Source organism: Methylomarinum sp. Ch1-1 (genome assembly GCF_030717995.2).
In the GTDB taxonomy this organism is placed as follows: domain Bacteria; phylum Pseudomonadota; class Gammaproteobacteria; order Methylococcales; family Methylomonadaceae; genus Methylomarinum; species Methylomarinum roseum.
In genome coordinates, this window is the sequence record NZ_CP157743.1 from 3309430 (window position 1) to 3331652 (window position 22223).

Sequence of the window (22223 nt, forward strand, 5' to 3'; positions counted from 1 at the left end):
ATTTAGGTCTTTCGATTGTCATCGTAGTGCGAATATTATAGATTGACAGAATATCGTATGTATGATTATATCTGAATATCCGTATATCAATAAGTAACTTGCCATGCTGACACCGGTACAATTTTTTAAATGCCTTTCCGACGATACGCGTCTTCGCTGCGTGACGCTGTTGCATCGGGAAGGCAAGCTGTGCGTCTGCGAGTTGACGACTGCGCTGGACTTGTCGCAGCCGAAAATCTCCCGGCATTTGGCTTTGCTGCGTCAATCCGGATTGCTGCTCGACAGCCGCGAAGGACAATGGGTTTATTACCGAATCAACCCGGATTTGCCGGGCTGGGCTTATCCGCTGCTCGACGAGGCATTGGCGGCGGTGCAAGCGAGCGAACCTTTCAGAAACGATCTGGAACGGTTGCAGCGCATGGAAGGTCGTCCGGAACTGGCGGTGTGCTGCTAATTTTGTGTTTGCAATATATGCTTATTCGAATATCACTATCAACATGAGGACTTGAAATGAAAAGACTACACATCCATCTATCGGTCGACAATCTGGAAAAAAATATCTCCTTTTACAGCACGCTATTCGGCTGCGAACCGACCGTAAAACACGACGACTACGCGAAATGGATGCTCGACGATCCGCGCGTCAATTTCGCGATCTCCAACCGCAGTCAACAGCTCGGTCTCGATCATTTAGGTCTTCAGGCCGAGAACGAGCAGGAACTGGCGGCGATCAAGCAACAACTCGACGCGACCCAAGCGCCGGTCGAGGCCCAGCAAGACGCGGCCTGCTGTTATGCGCGCTCCGACAAATACTGGATCACCGACCCGCAAGGCATCGCCTGGGAATCTTTTCATTCGCTGAGCGAGATTCCGACCTTCAACGATGCAAAAGCCGTTTCCGACGGCGAAAATCCGTTCGCCTGCCGCCCGGCCGAAAAGTCGACGTCGAGCTGCTGCCCCAGTCCTACGCCTGAAAATACCGATTCATCGTGCTGCGGATAAACACTATGCCGTAAATTCTACTTTTTGACCGGAGGATGAAGACATGAATACATTCTGGAAAGACGAATGGAAACCGCTGACGTTGATCACGGCGGTATTCATCCTGTGTTTTTATCTGCCGGTCGAAACGTTACAGGATTCCAAACGTCTGGCCGATTCGTTCTGGGAGTCCTTGTATCTGGTGCGCTGGTATGCGCAGGAGCATGTGCTGCTGTGTCTGATTCCGGCGTTCATCATCGCCGGCGCGATTTCGGTGTTCATCAGTCAGGGCGCGGTGATGAAATACCTGGGCGTCCAAGCCAATAAAGTTTTGGCCTATGGCGTCGCTTCGGTTTCCGGCACCTTGCTGGCGGTGTGTTCTTGCACCGTGTTGCCGTTGTTCGCTGGCATTTATAAACGGGGCGCCGGTTTAGGACCTGCGATCGCTTTCTTGTATTCGGGGCCCGCGATCAATGTATTGGCGATCGTGCTGACCGCCAAGGTACTGGGCGCGGAGCTGGGTATCGCGCGGGCGATCGGCGCCATTGTCTTCAGCATCGTGATCGGCTTGCTGATGAGCCTGATTTTCCGCAAGGAAGAACAGGCCAAGGCAGCCTCAGGTCTGGTCATGCCTACCGAAGATGAAAACCGCCCACTCTGGCAAAACGCCGTGTTCTTTTTCGTGATGGTTGCGATTCTGGTGTTTGCCAACTGGGGCCAGCCGATGGAAACGAGCGGCCTGTGGTATGGGCTTTATGCCGCTAAATGGTGGCTGACCGGCCTGTTCGGTTTGCTGTTTGCCGTGTTGCTGACGAGTTGGTTCAACTTGAAATCGGCCTGGGTGACGCTGGTCGCCATCATCGTCGCGGCGCTGGCTTTCGTGTTTCCCGAGCAGCCGCTGGCGGCGTTCAGCGCCGCAGTGATCGGCTTTACCGTGTTGACGTCTTCGGCGCAGGACGAGGCCGGCGATTGGTTCGCTTCCAGTTGGGATTTCGCCAAGTTGATTCTGCCGCTGTTGTTGATTGGCGTGCTGATCGCCGGTTTCCTGCTCGGCCGGCCCGGCCACGAAGCGATGCTTCCGTCGGATTGGATTACGCGCGCGGTTGGCGGCAATTCGTTCTCGGCGAACCTCTTGGCGTCCGTGGCCGGCGCTTTCATGTATTTCGCAACCCTGACCGAAGTGCCGATCCTGCAAGGCCTGATCGGCAACGGCATGGGCCAGGGCCCTTCGTTGGCGTTGTTGTTGGCGGGCCCCGCCTTATCGCTGCCGAATCTGCTGGTGATTCGAACCGTGATGGGCAATGCGAAAACCCTGGTGTTCTTATCGCTGGTGGTCGTCATGGCGACGGCCTCCGGCATGTTTTACGGATTTTTGATGGGGAATTGAAATGAAAAAATTACAAATATTAGGTATGGGCTGTAAAAAATGTCATTTGCTGACCGAGCACGCCGAGGCGGCCGCCAAACAATTGGGCATCGAATACGAAATCGAAAAAGTGACCGATATCGATACGATCACCGACATGGGGGTGATGGCGACGCCGGCGCTGGCGATCGACGGCGCGGTGGTTCTGTCCGGCAAGACCTCGTCGCCCGAGGAAATCAAAACGATCTTACAAAATCTAAACTAACCAGGAATCCAGCATGTTGAATGTATTTGTGATTTGTACCGGCAATTCCTGCCGCAGTGTCATAGGCGAAGCCCTGTTCAATCATCACGGCCAGGGCCGCATCCGGGCCTTTTCGGCCGGCAGTCATCCGATCGGCCGGATCAACCAGGGCGCACTGGCGACGCTGAAACGCCATCGTCTGCCGACCGAAGGCTATCAAAGCCAGTCATGGGAAGACTTCGAGCATCAACCGATGGATATCGTGATTACGGTTTGCGACAGTGCGCACGGCGAAACCTGTCCGGTCTATCTGACCAAGGCGGTGCGGGCGCATTGGGGCGTGTCCGATCCGGGCCATGTCGAAGGCAGCGAGGAAGAAAAAATCGCCGCCTTCGAGCAAACCTTCGCGACGCTGGAATTACGCGTCAAGACCATGCTGGAATTGCCGTTGGAAACGATATCGCGCGATGAATTGACCCGGAAACTCAACGAAATCGGCCAATTGACGGCTTGAGAGCCTACGAGGAGAGGTTATGACCGAAAAAACACACGATATCGGCTTCTTCGAACGTTATTTGACACTGTGGGTGGCGCTGTGTATCGTCGCCGGCATTGTGCTCGGCGCGTTCGCGCCGGAATTCGCGAAGACGCTGGACAGCATGAGCATCGATGTCAATGGCGCGCCGGTGGTGTCGATTCCGATCGCCGTCTGCCTGTTCTTCATGATGTATCCGATCATGGTCAAGATCGACTTCGCCGAGGTGGTCAAAGCCGGCAAAAGCATCAAGCCGGTGTCGCTGACCCTGTTCGTCAATTGGGCGATCAAACCGTTCACCATGTATGGAATCGCCTATCTATTTTTAGGCGTGCTGTTTCAGCAGTTGATCGGCGCCGATGCGGTCGATCTGGTCAAGATGCCGTTCGGTCTGGATTTACCGGTCGGCAGCGAGTATGGCTCCGGCACGGTCGTGTTGCAAGACGGCGTCAAGATGCTTGAAGTGCCGCTCTGGCGTAGCTATCTGGCCGGTTGCATCTTGTTGGGCGTGGCGCCCTGTACCGCGATGGTGCTGGTTTGGGGCTATCTGGCGCGCGGTAATGCCGGTCACACGCTGGTGATGGTCGCGATCAATTCGTTGGTGATGCTGGTGTTGTATGGCCTGATCGGCGGCTTTTTGCTCGGCGTCGGTGAATTGCCGGTGCCTTGGGAAGCGCTGCTACTGTCGATCGGTATTTATGTCGCGCTGCCGCTGCTTGCGGGCTACTATTCGCGCAAATGGGTCATCGCCCACAAGGGCCTGCTTTGGTTCGAACAGAAATTCTTGCATCTGCTGACGCCGATTACCATCATCGCATTGTTGCTGACCTTGATTCTGTTGTTCTCGTTCAAGGGCGACGTGATCACCGCGAATCCGTTGACGATTCTGTGGATTGCGATACCGCTGACGATTCAGACCGTGTTGATCTTTGCGATTACCTATCTGGCCGCGAAATTGTGGGGTTTCAGTTATGAAAACGCCGCGCCGTCGGCGATGATCGGCGCGTCGAATCATTTCGAGGTCGCGATCGCGACCGCCGTGATGTTGTTCGGCTTATCATCCGGCGCGGCGCTGGCCACCGTGGTCGGCGTCTTGATCGAAGTGCCGTTGATGCTGGCCTTGGTCGGTTTCTGCAAAAAAACGAAAGGCTGGTTTTCCGTCGCCGAAGAAACCGGGGCGGATTGGGGCAGCCCGGTCGAACCCGCAGGAATTGCTATCGAGTTACCTTCTCGCGAAGAAATTCATGCGGCTTACGAAAAAGGCGAAGCGGCGGTCGTGGACCTGATCGAGCGGATCGGAGCGCGAACCGACGGCTCGAAATGACACCCAATGAAAATGGATTTTACAAAATCAAAATCATAACAATCAAAGCGGCGCGCGTTAGCCGCTACGGTCGAGGAGATTAACCATGTTTTCCAAAATTATCGTCGGCACCAGCCTTAGCGAAACTTCCGGTAAAACCTTGTGTTGCCTGAAAGACCTGCGCCAGGCCGGCGCCAAGGAAGTCATACCATCCCATGCGATTGGTTTTTTCAACACGAAGGAGAAAAAATGATTAGTCAAACCGTGACTAACGTCATGCACAGTGATGAGGCAAAAACCAAAGCCGCGATGGCCTACAATGCCGCCGCCGATCATTTCGACCATCCGGTCAGTTCGTTTTGGCACCGCTTTGGCCGACGCACTATCGAAAGACTCGATTTACAACCGGGTGAACGCGTACTGGATGTGTGTTCCGGCAGCGGCGGCTCGGCACTGCCGGCGGCAGTTCGGGTTGGTGCGGACGGCGCCGTGGTGGCGGTCGATCTCGCCGGACGCCTGATCGATCTGGCCAGAGCCAAGGCCGAAGACCAGCGCCTGAACAACATCGAATTTCGGGTCGACGACATGCTGGCGTTGGGCTATCCCGATCACAGTTTCGATGCGGTTGTTTGCGTATTCGGCATTTTCTTCGTGCCGGACATGAGCGAGGCGGTCAGGGAATTATGGCGTATGGTCAAACCGGGTGGTCGGCTGGCTATCACCACCTGGGGGCCGAATTTGTTCGAGCCGGCCAACGGCGCTTTCTGGGAATCCATTGCCGGCGAATGCCCCGATCTGCATCGAGCCTTCAATCCCTGGGATCGCATCTCGGAACCGGACGGATTGAGACAGATGCTGGCCGAAGCCGGTGTACATGAGGTTGACATCCTGGCCGAATCCGGCGCGCATCCATTGAACGGACCGGAAGACTGGTGGAAGATCGCGATGGGCAGCGGCTATCGGGGTACCTTGGAGCAACTGGATGCGGATACGTTCGAGCGTGTGCGCCAAGGCAATTTGTCCCGCCTTCTTGAACAGCGAGTGGCGGAGATCGAAACCAACGTCATTTACGCGCTGGCCACTAAAGATTGAACCTATGAATTTGCCGGCAAAAGGCGCCGGTGCATGCTATCCGATAACCACAATATTGAGGTGTGCTGACGATAGGAAGCGCACCTTGTTTCGATGCGCTTCACGCAGTTCAGCACATCCGAAGGCAAGGCTACATTGGCATGCAACCGTAGGGTGATTCGCCGCCAGGCAATGCGCCTGGATACCACAATGACCAATTTTGCCTCCGGTGGCGGTTTTTGGCGGCTTGCTTCGCGAAGCCGCCCTACCGGTGCGGGTAGGGTGTGCTGACGCGAGGAAGCGCACCGGTTTTGATGCGCTTCACGGTGTTCGACACATCCGAAGACAAGACGGTGCTTTGCGTAGGAGCGCCGCCCTCGGCGCGAAAAGCAAAAGGTTTTATTCAACTTTGCATTGAATGATTCGGCAGTCTAAGTTTACTATTGCGTAATTATTCAGCATATTTTTATCAGCGAGAGTCGATTATTGATTTATCGCAGCAATTCCCACTTTGGCGTTCAAAAAGGGCATGGGGTGTGTTTGGCGAGGATGTCGGCAGCAAGGATGCGGCCGTCAAGCCCCCAGGGATGGGTTTACGGCGCTCCTCGACAGACACACCCCATGCCCTAAACCCCGCAAAAATACTCAAACTGGGAATTGCTGGATTTATCGGGCTGTCTGCAACAGGCGGATTTTCGCTCTGACCGCCAAGGAAGGCGGAACTGAATAGTTACACTATTGCTTACATATCCCATTGTTTTGGATGACAACCGTGCCCAGCCGCTACCGCAGAAACAAACAACCTCTCAGGCTAGTCATTATCGGCGGCGGCTATGCCGGCTTATCGGCATTGATCACGCTGAGACACCGCGCCCCTGATGCCGAAATTACCCTGATCGACCCTCGCCCCTGTCATCTGCTGGTCACCCGTCTGCATGAAACGGTGCGCAAGCCGCTGCAGGACATCCAGATCCCCTTCCAAACATTGGCCCGGCGTTTCAATTTTGTTCATATCCAACAAGCGATCCCCTTCGATGAGGCGCAACTGCAAACTTGGAAGGCGAAAAAAAGCATCCGACTCGGTGAGCAATCGTTAGCGTTCGATTATCTGTTGATGGCGGTCGGCACCCAGCCTGATTCAACTTCTTCTGCAGACGGCGTTTTTGATCTCGATAGCTTGAGCCGGCATAGCCTGAACACCGAGATCGATAGTCTGCTCGCCGCTCCCGGCAAGCTGAAAAAACATTTCAATGTCATCGGCGCCGGGCCTTCCGGCATCCAGTTTTGTTTCGAACTGGCTCACCGGCTTGCCAACAGTGGCGCCGATTATCAAATCAACCTGATAGACGGCCATGATACGCTGCTGCCTCTTTTCCCGGCAGCCGTCGGACGCTATGTTCAAAAACGTCTGGATCAACGAGGCATACGCTTGTTGACCGGTCAATTTTATCGAGGCTTGGACGATCAAACGTTGCTGTTCGAGCATGCCCACAGCGGCGAACAATCCTCCCTGCCCTCGGACCTGACCTTATTACTGCTCGGAAAAAAACCACGGCTATGCTTACACGCCAACAGTTCCGGTCAAATTTTGCTCGGTAACCAAGTTCTAAGCCATCTGTTTACCGCCGGTGACTGTTCGCATTATGATGAGCTGGGTTCGAACCTGCTGACTTCGCAAGCGGCGATCCGTAAGGGCAAGGCGGCCGCCAACAACATTTTACTCAACGCGGGGGCCCTGCGTTTCTGCCTGCCCTATATGCATCAGGAACTCGGCTATCTATTGAGTCTGGGCCCCGATGACGCGGTCGGCTGGGTCGTCAGCAAAAACAATATCATCAGTGGCCTGCCGGCCTATTTGGCCAAACAAGCCACCGAAACGCAATACGACCTATTCTTGTCGGGTATCGACAGTTATCTGCTTTAACCCGGACATTTGGTAACGATGGCCATGAATAGCGTTATTTTCGCTGTTTAAACCATCAAAAAGGTCGTGGATATCTTTAATATACAAGGTCACTTTGCCGCACTAGCGGTCACCTGATACTTCAAAGTCAAGGAACACTATCGACCCTTATAGCCGACGGCCAAACAAACACAAAACGAATTATCCAGGCAAATAGTATAATTGCGCTGATGAACAATCCGGTCAATGACGCCCCTAGCCCGATCCTGCAAGGCTTTCACCCGATCGTCGCCGATTGGTTCGTGCGCCAGTTTGAACGACCTTCCGAAGTCCAGGAACAAGCCTGGCCAGCAATACAGGCCGGCCAGTCGACGCTGATCGCCGCGCCGACCGGCTCCGGCAAGACGCTGGCGGCATTTCTGGCCGTTATCGACCAGTTGATAAAACAAGGGCTGGAAAACCCGCTGGCCGATGAAACGTATGTGCTCTATATCTCGCCCTTGAAGGCGCTTTCCAACGATATCCGTAAGAACCTGGAGCAACCCTTGACCGGCATAGACACCGCGCTGCTAGAGGCCGCTCTTCCAGGGGTGCTGATCCGCGCACAAACCCGCACCGGCGACACCACCCAGGCCGAACGGACGGCGATGAGAAAATCCCCCCCGCATATCCTGGTGACGACTCCCGAATCGCTTTATATATTGTTAACCTCGGAATCCGGTCGCGAGATGCTGAAAACGGTGCGTAGCGTCATTGTCGACGAGATACACGCGTTGGCCGGCAACAAACGCGGCGCCCACTTATTGCTGTCGCTCGAACGCCTGAATGCGATCACCGCACAAGAACCTGTGCGCATCGGCCTGTCGGCGACACAAAAACCCTTGGACGAAATCGCCCATTATCTGAACGGCGACCGCCCCATCCCCTGTACGATCATAGACACCGGCCATGTGCGCCGACGCGATCTGCAAATCGAAGTGCCGCGCTCGCCGCTGGAGGCAGTCATGGCCAACGAAGTCTGGAGCGAAATCTATGACAGCCTGGAACAACTGATCATCGAACACAAGACCACGTTGATCTTCGTCAACACCCGACGCCAGGCCGAAAGAATCGCCGCCGCGCTGGCGGAACGGCTGGGCGAGACGGCGGTGACCTCGCACCATGGCAGCCTGGCCAAGGAACACCGGCTGGCCGCCGAACAACGATTGAAACAGGGCGAACTGCAGGCGCTGGTCGCCACCGCCTCGCTGGAGCTGGGCATCGACATTGGCGATATCGACCTGGTCTGCCAGCTCGGTTCGCCGCACAGTATCGCCGCGTTCCTGCAACGGGTCGGCCGTTCCGGCCACCGTCTCGGCGCGCTGCCCAAAGGCCGACTGTACCCGCTGTCCCGCGACGATTTGCTCGAATGCAGCGCACTGTTGGCCGCTGTCGCTAAGGACCTGCTGGACAAAATCGAAATTCCGCAACATCCGCTGGACGTGCTGGCGCAGCAGATCGTCGCCGAAGTATCCTGCCGTGAATGGAGCGAACGAGAACTGTTCCAGCGTTTCCAGCGCGCATGGCCCTACCGGCAGCTAAGCGAGCGGCAATTCCAGGCTGTCGTCAAGATGCTTGCCGACGGCTATCACACCCGCCGAGGCCGGCGCGGCGCCTATCTGCACCGCGACCTCGTGCACGGCATGCTCAGGCCGCGCAAAGGCGCGCGACTGACCGCGCTGCTGAACGGCGGCGCGATTCCCGACCAGTTCGATTACGACGTCATCCTGCAGCCGGAAGGCCTGTTCGTCGGCACGCTGAACGAAGATTTCGCCTTCGAGAGCCTGCCCGGAGATATCTTCCAGCTCGGCAATAATTCCTATCGCATGCTGAAGATCGAACAGGGCAAGGTCCATGTCGAGGACGCCCACGGCCAGCCGCCGAACATTCCGTTCTGGTTCGGCGAAGCGCCGGGGCGCAGCAATGAATTGTCGCAGGCCGTCTCCGAGCTGTCGGAAAAAATGGATCGTCTACTGGAGCAAGGCGGCGATGCCGCTTTGACTTATCTTCGCACCGAACTCGACCTGCCCGAAGCCGCGGCCCGGCAGTTGTTCGATTATCTGGCGATGGCCAAGGCCGCATTGTCGGCGCTGCCTTCGTTTCATGCGATCGTCTTCGAGCGCTTTTTCGACGAAACCGGCGACATGCATTTCGTCGTCCATTCGCCCTACGGCTCTCGCATCAACCGAGCCTGGGGCTTGGCGCTGCGTAAGCGCTTTTGTCGCCGCTTCAATTTCGAACTGCAAGCCGCCGCCGGCGAAGACAACATCGTGCTGTCGCTGGGCCCGACCCACAGCTTTCCGCTGGAGGAACCGGCCGGCTATCTGAAGGCGGCCAGTGTCGAAGGCGTGTTGAAACAAGCCCTGTTGGCCGCGCCGATGTTCCCGACCCGTTGGCGCTGGGTCGCCAATACCGCGTTGGCGGTGCCGAGAAACCGGGCAGGCAAGAAGGTGCCGGCGCCGTTCCAGCGCAATGACGCCGAAGATCTGGTTTCGGTGATTTTTCCCGACCAGCTGGCCTGTTTCGAGAACATCGCCGGCGAACGCGAAATTCCCGACCATCCGCTGGTCAACCAGACTCTGTGGGACTGCCTGCATGAACTAATGGACATCGACGGCCTGAAGCGATTGCTGGCTGGCATCGAACGGGGCGAAATCCGCATCGTCGCCCGCGATTTAACCAGCCCTTCGCCGCTGGCACAGGAAATCGTCAACGCCCGTCCCTACGCCTTCCTCGACGACGCCCCGGCCGAGGAGCGCAGAACCTTGGCGGTACAACAGCGCCGCTTTGCCACGCCCCAGGAAGCCGGCGATATCGGCCGCCTGAATCCCGAAGCGATCGCCCGCGTCCGCGCCGAGGCCTGGCCCGAGGCGCACACCGAGGACGAACTGCATGATGCGCTGGTCGTGCTGGGATTCATCACCGAGGCGGAAGGCGAACGCGCCCCGCTATCATCGCTACACGAACGCATCGCCCACGGCTGGCCGGCCTTGATGGAAAATCTGCAGCAGAGCGGACGGGCGACGGTATTGTCAGCGGCCGGACAGCGCCTATGGGTCGCCGCCGAGCGCCTGCATGAACTGCGAGCGCTATTTCTGGAGGCAAGCATCGTTCCTTCTATCCCGCTGTTGACCGACAATGAGGACATCACAGCGGAAGCGGCGATAGAGGAACTGATCCGCAGCCGCATGGAAGGCCTGGGACCGGTCACCGCCGCTGAGTTAGCCGAGCCGCTGCAGCTGTCGGCTGGGCAAGTGGAACATGCGCTGCAAGTCCTGCAGCAGCAAGGCGTCGTAATCCAGGGTAAATTCACCTCCAATCCTCCGGCGACGGAGTGGTGCGAACGCGGTTTGTTAGCTCGAATCCACCGCTATACCTTGAAACAACTGCGCAGCGAAATAGAGCCGGTGTCGCCCTCCGATTTCATGCGCTTTCTGTTCCGTTGGCACCATTTCGACGAGCCGGGCCAAGGCGAGGAAGCGCTGGCTAAAGTCTTGCAGCAACTGGAAGGCTACAACCTTCCCGCGGCCAGCTGGGAGGCCGACATACTGCCAAAACGCCTGAAACCCTATTTCGCCTCCGATCTCGACCAATTATGCAACTCCGGCCGCTTTCTCTGGTTACGGCTGAAACAGGCGAGCGGCAAAAGCCCTAAGGCGGCCGGTAAAACCACAGCGATCGCGCTGGTTTCGCGTGAACATCTGAGCCACTGGCGCAGATATGCGCCGCTGCCGGACAAGAATACATTGGAGCTGTCTAGCCAGGCGGAAAAAGTCCACGCCGCATTGAAGGAATGGGGCGCCAGTTTCTTTCAGGAGTTGCAGGACGAAACCGGCCTGCTTAAAACACAGCTGGAAGAGGCGCTGGCGCAATTGGTCGCCGCCGGATTGATCACGTCCGACAGTTTTCAAGGCCTGCGCACACTGATCTTGCCGCAAAAAATTTTGCAGCGACGCAACAAACGCTACCGGCTGCAGGACCCGCTGGCGAGCGCGGGGCGTTGGTCGCTGCTGCGCCCGGCCAGAAACGCTGAGACAGACAACTATGGCCCGATCGAACATATCGCCCGCACGTTGCTGAAACGATACGGCGTCGTGTTCCGCAAGCTGCTGGACAAGGAAGAAGGCCTGCCGAGCTGGCGGGAACTATTGTATATCTACCGCCGCCTGGAAGCGCGCGGCGAAATCCGCGGTGGCCGCTTCGTTCAGGGCTTCGCCGGCGAACAGTTCGCGCTGCCGGAGGCGCTGGGCGCCCTCAGGGAAGTCCGCAAACTGGAAAAAGGAGGACAACTGGTCTCTATCAGCGCCGCCGATCCGCTGAACCTGACCGGCATCATCACGCAAGGTGAACGCGTCGGCATCCAGTCGAGCCACCGCTTGCTATTCGAAGACGGCATACCGATCGTCTGGGGTAGCGCCAATAAAATCCATTACCTGCGCTCATTCAACGAACAAGAGCAATGGCGATATAAGCAGGCACTGATCGGAATCGGCAGTTGAAAACTGCCCCAATCAGCTGTAATCAATTTAGAGTCTATCAAGGCTATGTTTACTATTAGCCAAGCCATTGCCGGTAAGCCCTGGCCCGGCACACCTTCGCCATGGCGAATCACTCTTAATGGTAGAATCTTATTTACCTTTACCCTATAAACGACCGATTAAATGCTGTACGATGGTCAGTGGAAAGCATGAGCTTTTCAAATCCTTACATTTATTATCGGGGTGCTAATCCGATAATCATATCCTTGGAGTATTATGAATTTCATCAAAAAAACAACGCTCACCTTCTTTATGTTAATTTCTATGGCCGCAAGCAGCTTAGCTTTCGCCGAAGCTTCGGCAAGCGTCAATGAAACGATAGGCCATATCGAAAAAGCCCTAGCGAAAATCGAAAAAAGCGATTTCGCCGGCGCTTATTTACATATCAAAGCGGCGCGCGCCTCTTCAAAGCAAATTGAAGGCAATGAAGACATTGTGAAAAAAGCCAATAACAAGGTTATTCAAGGACAAATTCAATCTAAAAAAGGCAAGGTCGAAACTTCTACCGCCGCATTAAACGAAAGCCTGGAACTTTACAGATCGTTATAAACGAAATGATTCTCAGGCAAGGCGAACCATCTTCGCCCGCCACGACTATCCTTTAGCCTAATCAAGCATGAATAAGCTTTGATAAAGGCTGCAATAGCCGCGAACCGTCCCACTCACTGGACGGTTCGCGGACTCCTTGACCACCTATCCCCCAACCAGTCAATGTTGACATGACTGGAAACCGCCTTCTCAGCATTCCATTGGCAACCGACCGTTGCATTCTTAAGTAAAACCGGATCATACTTCTACACGATGGAATGACGCCAGCGAACCACTTGCTGAGCACGCCGCGGCTGCAGCGAGCTTTTTAAAGCTATTTTGCCGATTCTCCCGGCAGCGCCATTGGCCATTGACTGTTTAGATCATGAGCGACAAAAATGCGAAGATATTACTGTATCTCTGGTTTTATAGCGCTGTTAGTCTTTATGACCGGCTGCATGACTTTTTCTGGCGACAAACTTGCCGAGCTAGAACCGATCAAACCTTTGCTGTCACCAATCATTGAAACCACGGTCAGCCCGGAATATCAATACGACATCGATGTGATGCAGGTGGTCACCCGCAATAAAGATGGCCGTATGGTCAACGACAGGGTGATCAAGATGTTATGGCAAGACAAAGGCTATATTTCCGATTCCAATTATGTCGAACTCGGAAACTTCACCGGCAACGCCGATTACAACTTGACCTTGTCCGGACGTCACAGCGTTGATTCCAGCACTGCGATGCAAATCATCAGCGGCCTCACGCTGATGCTGATCCCCTATACCGTCGATCAAGAATACGATTTGATTTACACGCTGGAAAATGTCAAAACGGGTCGAACCTATACGGCGAAAGCCTATGAAACGGAAGCGATGGTAGGTTGGCTGCTGTTTTTTCCGGCCTTACCGTTTTCAATGCTGGGCAGCATGCATGCCATCGAGCATTTATCGGAACATATCTATCAGGACTTCGTCCGTCAAGGCGCGTTTGCGCCGGACTCCGGCAGCGAAAACAACAGTCATTAGCATTTTCGACCAGGAGCACCGCGTCAGCTCGCCCCCACCATCAAGCGCTTATAAAGATGGGAGCCGCATTGCTCTACATCGAATCCTCAAGACTGACTAGACTCCGGGTCTGTCATCAACATTTCATCGTGCTCCGCCATGTTCCAGGGCAGGCTTTCCGGGGAAATATGCAAAAAGTGCAGATGCTTTTCGAACTGATCGAGTATATCGGTGATGATGTCGTGTTGGTCATAACCATAGATGTCGTAGGACTGTCCGCCACGGCGCAAAAACACCTCCGCCCGATAGTAAGTGCGCCCGGCATTATCCTGATGCACCATTTCCGGATAGGCGTAATCTGGCAGCGCGTGTTCGAGCATGCGAATATCATAGATAAAATCGATCTTGTTTTCCTTGCTCACTTCCAGATAGATTCTGGACCTCGGCTCATCGTAACGCACCTCGGCGGACCAGTTCTGTTTGCTCAATTCGCGCTTTACCCGATGCATGGCCTTGCTGACCGTCGTGATCATGAACTCTTCTACCTGCTGACGGTCGGGAAAAGTCACCAGCCCGAGCAGTCTTTTTTTCCACAAGCCGCGCCCGGAAGTGCCTGAGAAACGATTCTGCACATCCTTCTTCAAGCTGGTGTAATGATGCCCCTCGATAACCAGGGCTCGCCACATGCCGAATGCCGAAGCAATCATGATGATCGAAAATGGCAGCGCACTAGCGATCGCCATCGTTTGCAGGGCGCTGAGGCCGCCGGCCAGCAGCAATGAGGAGGCAACCGCACCTTCGGAAGCCGCCCAGAAAACGCGCTGCCAAACGGGGGTCACGGTGGCGCCGCCGGAAGCCAATGAATCGATGACCAACGAACCTGAGTCGGATGAAGTCACGAAAAAGGTGATGATCAGTATCACCGTGATGAAGGTGATGAGCGACGACAGCGGCAAGACTTCATACAGTTTGAACAGAGCCACGGCGTGATCCGCCTGAACTTCGGCAATCAGCGCGCTGTAACCCTGATTCATGATCTGATGCAACGCGGTGTCGCCAAAAACGGAAAACCACAAAAACGTGAAGATCGAGGGCACCATCATGACGCCGACGACAAACTGACGTATCGTGCGGCCACGGCTGATTTTGGCGATAAACAAGCCGACGAAGGGCGCCCAAGAAATCGTCCAGCCAAAGATGAATAAAGTCCAGTTGCCAATCCAGTCGCTGCGTGAATAAGCCTGTAAATTGAAGGTCCGCTCAATGATATGGTTCAGATAGCTGCCGGTATTTTGCAGAAAACTTTCCAGAATATGGATTGTGGGCCCTACCGCGAAGATGAAAATCATCAGGGAGACCGCCAATACCATATTCAGTATGGAGAGGCGCTTCACGCCCTTGTCCATACCGGCAACGACGGAGAAAATCGCCAATCCGGTGATAATGCAGATAGACATGATTTGAACGGTGACGCTGACGGGCACCCCCGGCCACAGGTAATGGATGCCGGCATTGATTTGGGCCACCGACAGTCCCAGGGTCGTAGCGATGCCGAACATCGTGCCCAGGATGGCGAATACGTCGACCACATGACCGACGGGGCCATAAATTTTATCGCCGATCAACGGGTATAACGCTGAGCGTATCGATAGCGGCAGGCCGTGCCGAAAGGCGAAATAGCCCAATACCAGCCCCACCAGACCGTAAATCGCCCAGATATGGAAACCCCAGTGGAAAAACGCAATCTGCATCGCCTGCTTCGCCGAATCCACCGTTTCGGCCGCGCCTGCCGGCGGTGATGCGTAATGCAAAACCGGTTCGGCTACGCCGAAGAACAGCAAAGCAATCCCATAACCGGCGGAAAACAACATCGCAAACCAAGCGGGAAAGCTGTATTGCGGGGCCGCGTGATCCGGTCCCAGCTTGATATTGCCCCATTTGGTGAAAGCGATACTGACAATGAACACCAGGAAAAACGCGACCGACAACATATAGAACCAACCGAACTTTTCGGTAATATAAGCTAGTACGCTACTGAATGTTTCACCCGCCAGCGTTGGATTACTGATCGTGCCTATCACCAGCAGTAAAATAACGACAACGGCCGGAATGAATACCGGAACAAGAATGGTGGATCGAATGCCGTTTTTTACTTGGGCCATAGGCCTACCTCCCCTGATTTACTTGATTTTTTGTGTCATCATGATACACCTGCAGTAAAAAGCTTACAAACCGCCCACCGAGAAGTGGGATATGCTTGGCATGAACTCGGTCTGTATGATTTGGAGGGAAGCAATATCAGCGCTATGGCTATTTGCGTCGATATCCCCAACAACATATCAGGCGCCGACCACCATTGTTGCAACTAAATTGCCTTGAATTTAGTCTAATTAATTGAAGCTAAAGGAGGTTTGTTATGAACACATTTCACGTCCATGATAATCACGAAAGTCATAGCTCTGATTATAAAGATTTAGCGAGCCTGATATATCTGCTGCAGGCACTCGCATTCCTGTTAGGCGGCATCACTTTTGTGATTGCAGTCGTTATCGGATACCTCAATCGAGCTCATGTCAAAGGCACTTGGCTTGAATCTCACTTTCAGTGGCAAATCAATACCTTCTGGGTTGCATTGCTTTCGTTAGTGGTCGGAACATTGACGCTACCTTTGGTCATTGGCTATGTCGTATTAATTGGGGCCATCATCTGGACCATTCATAGAATTGTTTATGGCTGGAATGCTCTAAGTAAATCCAAAGAAGTTAAACCGATTTTTTAACGCACAGGAAATATGATGATTAATTTAAGTTTGCGGTCTCTCTTATCTTTTCATTATAACCACTTAGCAGGACGGGATTTGTAATCCCGTCCTGAACGTTTCAACCGTGCCCAAAGCCAGTTGAATGTTCGGGGCGGGTTAAATAACCCGCCCCGCGTGAACGGATTCTGGAAACCTCGCCGGTCTTTTTCGCGGCCAAATTGCAGAGAGGTGGTTTTTTTCCGAACACATTGTTACACAACTTTCTCGACAGATGCGCCTCGTTCTTATCACATTCTCATTTCCTATCCGAGCTACCGCCATCGCTTGACAGCAATGCGGATCGTCGCTAATTTGAACAAACAAATGATTATAGTCATCGCACTTTAAAGTTCGGCACCTTAATACCTTCGCCCTCCGGTAGAAGGCTGGATGAGGGCATCAAAAAAACCGAAATTTGAAGTGCGAACAGTATAACCTTTTATCCCAATGAGGCATGCCATGGCATTACAGCCGTCCCATCGTCGCATCAGCGCGGAAGACTATCTGCAGTATGAATTGTCGACAGACGTCAAGCATCAGCTTGTCGACGGTGAAATCTTCGCGATGGGCGGCGCGAGCGAGAACCACAATTTATTGGCGGGCAATATCTTTAGCGAATTTAAAAACCGTTTAAAGGGTTGCCCCTGCCGCACCTTCATGGCCGACATGAAACTTCGGGTCGCAGAAGATTTTTTCTACCCCGATGTGATGGTCGTTTGCCAGGAGGATAAAGAAAACGACTATTACAAGACCTCGCCGACCGTCGTCGTCGAAGTCCTATCCAAATCCACGCGGAAATTCGATCAAACGCAAAAGCGCCTGCGCTGCCAACAATTACCCACATTGGAAGAATATGTGCTGGTCGAACAGGATAAAGGCGAAATTCAAGTCTTTAGTCGTAAGGACGGCTGGCAGTCGTTCTATTATTACCTGGGCGACCAAATCACCTTTAATTCCCTGAATATCACCGTACCGGTCGAAGCAATATACGACCAGGTCGACATCGAGGATGTCACGATGTTCCACGAACAGAATCAAGAGTAAGGTGGGCAATGCCACCCTACCCGACTGCTAAGCTCGTAGGTCACGTCGCCCAGCAAATAGTCAGGGAACGCTAATGCGCACCCTGACCTACTAATAAATCAAAGAATTTCATGACAGGCACTAGCGCGCCACTATTTCTGCGAAAGCTTGTTTTGGGCATCCCAGCCCAAGCAAGCGGCAGAAATTACGTGGCGATTATTGCCTCCGGCGGCCCCGATTCGTCCTGCGTCCGTGCCACTCCGCCATATCATCGTAAACTCGATGCTGGCTCCGTCGCACTCCCACAAATGACTTGACGGCGTTTCGGGAGACTTTTTATTTTGTCTCCACCTTCGCTCTCGCTTCGATTCCGACAAAACAATCGGCCCTACGCCTATCGGGGACTAAAAATCTTCACTTCGCTGGCGCTCCGTTTCCAAGATTTTCAGCGAATGTGTTTATAATCCATATTCATGACCGATATTCGACGATACCCGCCGATCAATCATCCGGTGTTTATTACCGCCGTTTGCCATCGGCGAAATCCGGTACTGGCTAATGACGCAGACAAAGAATTATTGCTGACGGTCATGCGTGAAGTGAAAAAGGAGATGCCGTTCCGAGTTTTGGCCTATGTCATACTCGATGACCATTTTCATTGGCTCATCAGGATGGACGAAGGCCATGCTTTCTCTCGAATCCTGCAATCGGTGAAATTGCGTTTTACTCATCGCTGGAAGCGGGCAAGAAATATCACGATGCCGACCACCTTGTGGCAACGTCGATTTTGGGACCATATCATTCGTGATACCGAAGACCTGAACCTTCACATGGATTATATTCATTTCAATCCGGTCAAACATGAGATTGTCACCGACCCTGTCGATTATCCGTGGTCATCGTTTCATGTTCATCAATCTAAAGACCGCTATCCTAAAGATTGGGGAAGAAAATTAGTTCCCGGGAACATTAAATCAATGATTTTGGAATAGATTTGTCAGGTAGCGCAATCGCGCAACCTGACCTAGCTGTTTTCCGACCATAAGTTGCATTTTCCGTAGGTCACGTTGCCCGTTCCCTTGCGCCATTGCCGTTCAAACTTGCCACCTAAATCAAACGCAAGGGAGCGGGTTACGTGACAACCCTGTTTTCCGACCGTAAGTTGCATTTTCCGTAGGTCACGTTGCCCGTTCCCTTGCACCATTGCCGTTCAACCTTGCCAAACCAACCAATCGCAAGGGAACGGGTTACGTGACAACCCGATGCGCCATCGAAATGTCAGGGAACGCTATCGCGCAACCTGACCTACCTGTTTTCCGACCATAAGTTGCATTTTCCGTAGGTCATGTTGCCCAGCACCCTAAATTACCTGATAATTTTCAAGATTATTTTCTCATCTGATTATTAGGTGCAGGGTTACATGACATTGGGATTCCATCGGACAGGAAATGGGAACAGGCTCTGAGGTATCCCCACAAAATAGTCATATAAAACAATTTTCTATAGCTAAAAATTGATAGATAAATTGTTTTTTCGGGTCTAATTGTTGAAATACGTAATCTTTCAGCTTCGCCGGGAAGGCCCTATGTCGACCATTAGTTTACCTCCATCATTTGATCAAACTGGCGCTTCCTGAGCTTCATCGAACCCGGCTTAAATCGCTCATGGCGACCGTAGAGGCTGGCTTGACAGGCGTCTCGGTATCGCTAACGGCCCTGGGGCGCGCACTTTCCGGCCCGTCCTATATCAAACACAAAATCAAGCGCATCGACCGTCTCCTCGGCAATCCCAATCTCAAGTCTGAGCGCCAAAAGCTCTATGGGGGTCATGACACAGTGGTTATTACAGTCATTGTCCTTACCTTTGATTCTTATCGACTGGTCACCGCTCACCGCCGATCAAAGTCAACAGTTATTACGCGCGGCGCTACCGACCGGCGGTCGTACCATTACCTTATACGAGGAAGTCCACCCACGCAAAAAACTGGGGAACCCCAAGGTTCAACAGCAGTTTCTGCGTCGTCTTCAGGAACTGCTTCCGCCCGGCGTTACCCCCATCATTGTCGCCGACTCCGGGTTTCGCACCCCGTTTTTTCGGGCCGTCGAAGCCCTCAATTGGCATTGGTTGGGTCGGATTCGCGGCCGAGATTTTATCGCTTGGGCCGATGAGCCCAAGCAATGGCTCCCAGCCAAATCCTTGCATGCTCGCGCTACACGCAAAGCCAAATGCCTGGGTAAGGCTCTTTGGGTTCGCAGCAATCCGTTACCCGGGGCCTTAGTCGCGTTTTACCGTGCCCCAAACATCGTAAAGATCTGACAGTTCAACACCGCCCCGCTCAATCCAGATCCAGCCGGAAACAGGCGGCACGCGAAAAAGAGCCCTGGTTACTGGTCGTTTCGCCCTCATTGAAGGATTATACGCCGGTTGATGTCGTGAATTATTATCGTTCCCGCATGCAAATCGAGGAAGGTTTCCGAGACACGAAAAGCGCGCATTACGGCGCCGACTTAACTCAAGACAGCCGGATAAACGCCGAACGACGTGCAAATTTATTATTGATTGCAGCGCTTATCATTTTTGCGCTTTGGCTGATTGGGCTGGGCTTGAAAGGCACTGCCATCGAACGGCAAATCAAAGTCTGCAGCAATCGTGATCGTTCACCTTATTCGGTCATTTTTCTTGCTCGTATCGCCTGTCAATATGTGGTATTTGAGTTGCAGGAAAATTTATTGGAACACGCTCAAGCTCTCTTGGTTGGTTATTTCAGCACCCTGGAAAAAGCGTAATTTGTGGGGATACCTCAGGGTCAGTCCCATTTTTCCTTAAGCACTTAAATGACATCCTCTCTCCTCAGATTAATTTAATCCGGCCTTTTATATCGACAATCATGATATTAAATGTAAAAAAATTCGTTTGTTCTATTCGGTATTCAACCTTATAGTATTCAAAAGACGGATATTTGACTCGCTTTCTCTATAACTGGGCCCCGGCTATGGTAAAAACGATGTTTGAAATACTGAGCGAATCTGGAGTCAAAGACGACAATATAGGCGCGGAAGATTTTTCCTCTAGCACGTAGCACGGCTTTGGTTTGACCATAACGCCGAATGGCGGGAAGAACTCAAGACTCGTTATCTCGCTGAATCCAAAGGCAATAGCAAGCTGAAGCTAAAGCACACCTTGCACCCGCCCCCGTTGGACAAATGCACCGGACGACTGCCCCCGCCCTCTCAGCGTCACGCAAAAAAGATTTTTTAAACTGATGAAATAAGCACAAAGAGGGGTATCAAATGTCAGATACAGACCAACTTGTCGGCACAGTCCTAAATATGAAAAACTTAGTCGCTTATCAGACCGGGTCAGTGGTGAGTCGCACTGTTATACATAAGCATGTCGGAACAGTGACTATGTTTGCCTTTGACGCGGGCCAAGGACTGAGTGAACATACCGCTCCCTTTAACGCGCTTGTCCAGGTCATTGATGGCGTTGCGGATATAACAATAGCAGAGTCAGTCTATACCGTTAGCGAAGGTGAGATGATCATAATACCTGCCCATAAGCCACATTCCGTAAAAGCAAATACGCGATTTAAGATGCTGCTTGTTATGATCAAAGAACAATGATTAGCATAAGAAGACGCCCAACGACCTCCCCCCCTGTGTGAAGCGCATCAAAAACCGGTGCGCTTCCTATCGTCAGCACACCCTACCGCATCGTAGGGCGGCTTCGCGAAGCAAGCCGCCAAAAACCGCCACCGGGGCAAAATTGGCCGTGCACGCGAGGCGGGGTATTTAACACACCCTAAACGTTTAACTTACTTTAGGCGTACTTGTCGTTAAATTCTGTTTTGCCACTCATTCATTTAGCGAGGCAGCCCTGCATAATGCATTGATAAGTAAGTAATAAGTCGCTCTATTCGGGTATAATATTGGAAATCTTGACAATCCAACTTAACGCCCAAATAGAACGCCTATGCATCGTGCCACAAAGCTTCCCGAACTGCCAGCCCTAACCCGCGATTTTCTGCAGCAAAGCGGATTATTAATGGATAACGTCTTTGCAAGCCGTTGGCAGCAAGTGGGCATGAAGACACTGTTGAGCCGAGCCGGTTTCAAGAAACGTTCAGGCGCATCGATTCATGAGGTGATGTACGCCTTAGTGCTCTGGGTCTGGTTGGCGAAAGAGTCCATTGTGATGTTTGCTCGTGACAGCGTGCAAAGTAGTCTGGGCAAGGATGTGCTGTATGACACCCTGAATCGAGAAGATTTGAATTGGCGCCGTTGTCATAGCCAGGTCGCGCAAAAGGCGGCACGCGCCTTGGTGAGCGCCGGCCCGAAGGCCTTGGTCTTGGATGATTCGATTCAGCAACGGTTCGGCAAGAAGATGCCGGGGGATGTCCAGTCATTTCGATCATACGACGGGGCGGCATGTCATGGGGCAGCAGGTGTTGGCCTTGGGCTTGAGTTGCGAAGCCGGCTTCGTGCCGTTGGATAGCGAGCTTTACATCAGCCAACCCCGTGCGAAGCCGTTGACGCAACCTTTTCAAGATGGGCGTAGTATCGTGGCCAAGCGCTATGCCGCACACAACAACAAGCTAAGCCGGAAACAGTATCTCGGAGTTCGACAAGAACGACAAGACGAAAATAAAACACACTCTTTCGTCTGACCAGGTGAGGAATTTTAGCCATGACAACAACCCTTTTGTAGCATGTTTTCGTAGAAAACTGCTTCTATATTGGGGTTATGTTGTTTTTGTCCTTAAAAATCAAAGACTTGGATAAATGGCGGAGAGAGAGGGATTCGAACCCTCGATACGTTGCCGTATACACACTTTCCAGGCGTGCGCCTTCGACCACTCGGCCATCTCTCCTAACAGGACCTT

At 53.2% G+C, this 22223-nt stretch carries 20 protein-coding genes and 1 tRNA gene; 19 read left to right on the plus strand and 2 right to left on the minus strand.

The annotated features are described in order from the left end of the window. Positions 1-103 precede the first annotated feature (103 nt). From Q9L42_RS15190 to Q9L42_RS15245, 12 genes are all read left to right on the plus strand, one after another. Positions 104-454: a metalloregulator ArsR/SmtB family transcription factor gene (locus tag Q9L42_RS15190; RefSeq protein ID WP_432648849.1), complete on the plus strand. Its 351-nt coding sequence runs from the start codon at positions 104-106 to the stop codon at positions 452-454. A 56-nt stretch (positions 455-510) separates the two neighbouring features. Beyond that, entirely contained in the window at positions 511-1002 is a 492-nt protein-coding gene (locus Q9L42_RS15195; RefSeq protein WP_305907571.1) for an ArsI/CadI family heavy metal resistance metalloenzyme, read from the plus strand. Between the two features lie 43 nt (positions 1003-1045). Further along, on the plus strand, positions 1046-2368 hold the full coding sequence (locus Q9L42_RS15200; protein WP_305907570.1) for a permease: 1323 nt from the start codon (positions 1046-1048) through the stop codon (positions 2366-2368). 1 nt (position 2369) lies between these two features. Beyond that, positions 2370-2612, plus strand: coding sequence for a thioredoxin family protein (locus Q9L42_RS15205; RefSeq protein ID WP_305907569.1), 243 nt, complete (start codon positions 2370-2372; stop codon positions 2610-2612). Positions 2613-2625: 13 nt separating this feature from the next. Further along, positions 2626-3105, plus strand: coding sequence for an arsenate reductase ArsC (locus tag Q9L42_RS15210; protein ID WP_305907568.1), 480 nt, complete (start codon positions 2626-2628; stop codon positions 3103-3105). A gap of 19 nt (positions 3106-3124) precedes the next feature. Continuing rightward, a complete protein-coding gene (gene arsB, locus Q9L42_RS15215; protein ID WP_349431346.1) occupies positions 3125-4450 on the plus strand; it encodes an ACR3 family arsenite efflux transporter in 1326 nt (441 codons plus the stop codon). Between the two features lie 85 nt (positions 4451-4535). Further along, the gene (locus tag Q9L42_RS15220) at positions 4536-4682 is read left to right on the plus strand and encodes a hypothetical protein (RefSeq protein WP_305907566.1); all 147 of its coding nucleotides are present in this window, start codon (positions 4536-4538) and stop codon (positions 4680-4682) included. Then, the gene (locus Q9L42_RS15225; RefSeq protein WP_305907565.1) at positions 4679-5521 is read left to right on the plus strand and encodes a class I SAM-dependent methyltransferase; all 843 of its coding nucleotides are present in this window, start codon (positions 4679-4681) and stop codon (positions 5519-5521) included. The genes Q9L42_RS15220 and Q9L42_RS15225 overlap by 4 nt, the downstream gene beginning before the upstream one ends. A 751-nt stretch (positions 5522-6272) precedes the next feature. Beyond that, positions 6273-7424 (plus strand): NAD(P)/FAD-dependent oxidoreductase, encoded by a 1152-nt coding sequence (locus tag Q9L42_RS15230; RefSeq protein WP_349431347.1) that lies wholly within the window; start codon positions 6273-6275, stop codon positions 7422-7424. A 209-nt stretch (positions 7425-7633) separates the two neighbouring features. Further along, a complete protein-coding gene (locus Q9L42_RS15235) occupies positions 7634-11941 on the plus strand; it encodes a DEAD/DEAH box helicase (RefSeq protein WP_349431348.1) in 4308 nt (1435 codons plus the stop codon). 255 nt (positions 11942-12196) lie between these two features. After that, positions 12197-12529: a hypothetical protein gene (locus Q9L42_RS15240; protein ID WP_305907559.1), complete on the plus strand. Its 333-nt coding sequence runs from the start codon at positions 12197-12199 to the stop codon at positions 12527-12529. Positions 12530-12906: 377 nt separating this feature from the next. Continuing rightward, positions 12907-13539, plus strand: a complete 633-nt coding sequence (locus tag Q9L42_RS15245; protein ID WP_349431349.1) for a hypothetical protein — start codon at positions 12907-12909, stop codon at positions 13537-13539. Between the two features lie 86 nt (positions 13540-13625). Here the strand turns inward: Q9L42_RS15245 and Q9L42_RS15250 are convergent, their stop codons facing one another. Then, positions 13626-15680, minus strand: a complete 2055-nt coding sequence (locus Q9L42_RS15250) for a BCCT family transporter (protein WP_349431350.1) — start codon at positions 15678-15680, stop codon at positions 13626-13628. Between the two features lie 254 nt (positions 15681-15934). On the opposite strand from Q9L42_RS15250, the gene Q9L42_RS15255 reads away from it, so the two are divergent. The 7 genes from Q9L42_RS15255 (at position 15935) to Q9L42_RS15285 (ending at position 21835) form a co-directional block, all read left to right on the plus strand. After that, the gene (locus tag Q9L42_RS15255; protein ID WP_305907555.1) at positions 15935-16297 is read left to right on the plus strand and encodes a DUF4870 family protein; all 363 of its coding nucleotides are present in this window, start codon (positions 15935-15937) and stop codon (positions 16295-16297) included. Positions 16298-16777: 480 nt separating this feature from the next. Next, complete coding sequence (locus tag Q9L42_RS15260) at positions 16778-17362, plus strand: Uma2 family endonuclease (RefSeq protein ID WP_305907554.1); 585 nt, start codon at positions 16778-16780, stop codon at positions 17360-17362. A 452-nt stretch (positions 17363-17814) separates the two neighbouring features. After that, positions 17815-18333 (plus strand): REP-associated tyrosine transposase, encoded by a 519-nt coding sequence (locus Q9L42_RS15265; protein WP_305907553.1) that lies wholly within the window; start codon positions 17815-17817, stop codon positions 18331-18333. Positions 18334-19168: 835 nt separating this feature from the next. Further along, a complete protein-coding gene (locus Q9L42_RS15270; RefSeq protein ID WP_349431352.1) occupies positions 19169-19657 on the plus strand; it encodes a hypothetical protein in 489 nt (162 codons plus the stop codon). Further along, positions 19585-20127 carry a transposase gene (locus Q9L42_RS15275; RefSeq protein WP_305907551.1) on the plus strand — a complete coding sequence of 181 codons (543 nt, stop codon included), beginning with the start codon at positions 19585-19587 and terminating at the stop codon, positions 20125-20127. The genes Q9L42_RS15270 and Q9L42_RS15275 overlap by 73 nt, the downstream gene beginning before the upstream one ends. Before the next feature lie 504 nt (positions 20128-20631). Further along, on the plus strand, positions 20632-20964 hold the full coding sequence (locus Q9L42_RS15280; protein WP_305907550.1) for a cupin domain-containing protein: 333 nt from the start codon (positions 20632-20634) through the stop codon (positions 20962-20964). A 349-nt stretch (positions 20965-21313) separates the two neighbouring features. Further along, the gene (locus Q9L42_RS15285) at positions 21314-21835 is read left to right on the plus strand and encodes a hypothetical protein (protein WP_305907548.1); all 522 of its coding nucleotides are present in this window, start codon (positions 21314-21316) and stop codon (positions 21833-21835) included. A 288-nt stretch (positions 21836-22123) separates the two neighbouring features. Here Q9L42_RS15285 and Q9L42_RS15290 read toward each other — a convergent pair. Then, positions 22124-22211, minus strand: a tRNA-Ser gene (locus Q9L42_RS15290). Between the last annotated feature and the right edge of the window lie 12 nt (positions 22212-22223).

Excerpts from the sequence above, each read along its gene's own strand:
- Q9L42_RS15190 (WP_432648849.1), top strand. The coding sequence starts at position 104 with ATGCTGACACCGGTACAATTTTTTAAATGCCTTTCCGACGATACGCGT.
- Q9L42_RS15195 (WP_305907571.1), top strand. The coding sequence starts at position 511 with ATGAAAAGACTACACATCCATCTATCGGTCGACAATCTGGAAAAAAAT.
- Q9L42_RS15200 (WP_305907570.1), top strand. The coding sequence starts at position 1,046 with ATGAATACATTCTGGAAAGACGAATGGAAACCGCTGACGTTGATCACG.
- Q9L42_RS15205 (WP_305907569.1), top strand. The coding sequence starts at position 2,370 with ATGAAAAAATTACAAATATTAGGTATGGGCTGTAAAAAATGTCATTTG.
- Q9L42_RS15210 (WP_305907568.1), top strand. The coding sequence starts at position 2,626 with ATGTTGAATGTATTTGTGATTTGTACCGGCAATTCCTGCCGCAGTGTC.
- arsB (WP_349431346.1), top strand. The coding sequence starts at position 3,125 with ATGACCGAAAAAACACACGATATCGGCTTCTTCGAACGTTATTTGACA.
- Q9L42_RS15220 (WP_305907566.1), top strand. The coding sequence starts at position 4,536 with ATGTTTTCCAAAATTATCGTCGGCACCAGCCTTAGCGAAACTTCCGGT.
- Q9L42_RS15225 (WP_305907565.1), top strand. The coding sequence starts at position 4,679 with ATGATTAGTCAAACCGTGACTAACGTCATGCACAGTGATGAGGCAAAA.
- Q9L42_RS15235 (WP_349431348.1), top strand. The coding sequence starts at position 7,634 with ATGAACAATCCGGTCAATGACGCCCCTAGCCCGATCCTGCAAGGCTTT.
- Q9L42_RS15240 (WP_305907559.1), top strand. The coding sequence starts at position 12,197 with ATGAATTTCATCAAAAAAACAACGCTCACCTTCTTTATGTTAATTTCT.
- Q9L42_RS15245 (WP_349431349.1), top strand. The coding sequence starts at position 12,907 with ATGCGAAGATATTACTGTATCTCTGGTTTTATAGCGCTGTTAGTCTTT.
- Q9L42_RS15250 (WP_349431350.1), bottom strand. The coding sequence starts at position 15,680 with ATGGCCCAAGTAAAAAACGGCATTCGATCCACCATTCTTGTTCCGGTA.
- Q9L42_RS15255 (WP_305907555.1), top strand. The coding sequence starts at position 15,935 with ATGAACACATTTCACGTCCATGATAATCACGAAAGTCATAGCTCTGAT.
- Q9L42_RS15260 (WP_305907554.1), top strand. The coding sequence starts at position 16,778 with ATGGCATTACAGCCGTCCCATCGTCGCATCAGCGCGGAAGACTATCTG.
- Q9L42_RS15265 (WP_305907553.1), top strand. The coding sequence starts at position 17,815 with ATGACCGATATTCGACGATACCCGCCGATCAATCATCCGGTGTTTATT.
- Q9L42_RS15270 (WP_349431352.1), top strand. The coding sequence starts at position 19,169 with ATGACACAGTGGTTATTACAGTCATTGTCCTTACCTTTGATTCTTATC.
- Q9L42_RS15280 (WP_305907550.1), top strand. The coding sequence starts at position 20,632 with ATGTCAGATACAGACCAACTTGTCGGCACAGTCCTAAATATGAAAAAC.
- Q9L42_RS15285 (WP_305907548.1), top strand. The coding sequence starts at position 21,314 with ATGCATCGTGCCACAAAGCTTCCCGAACTGCCAGCCCTAACCCGCGAT.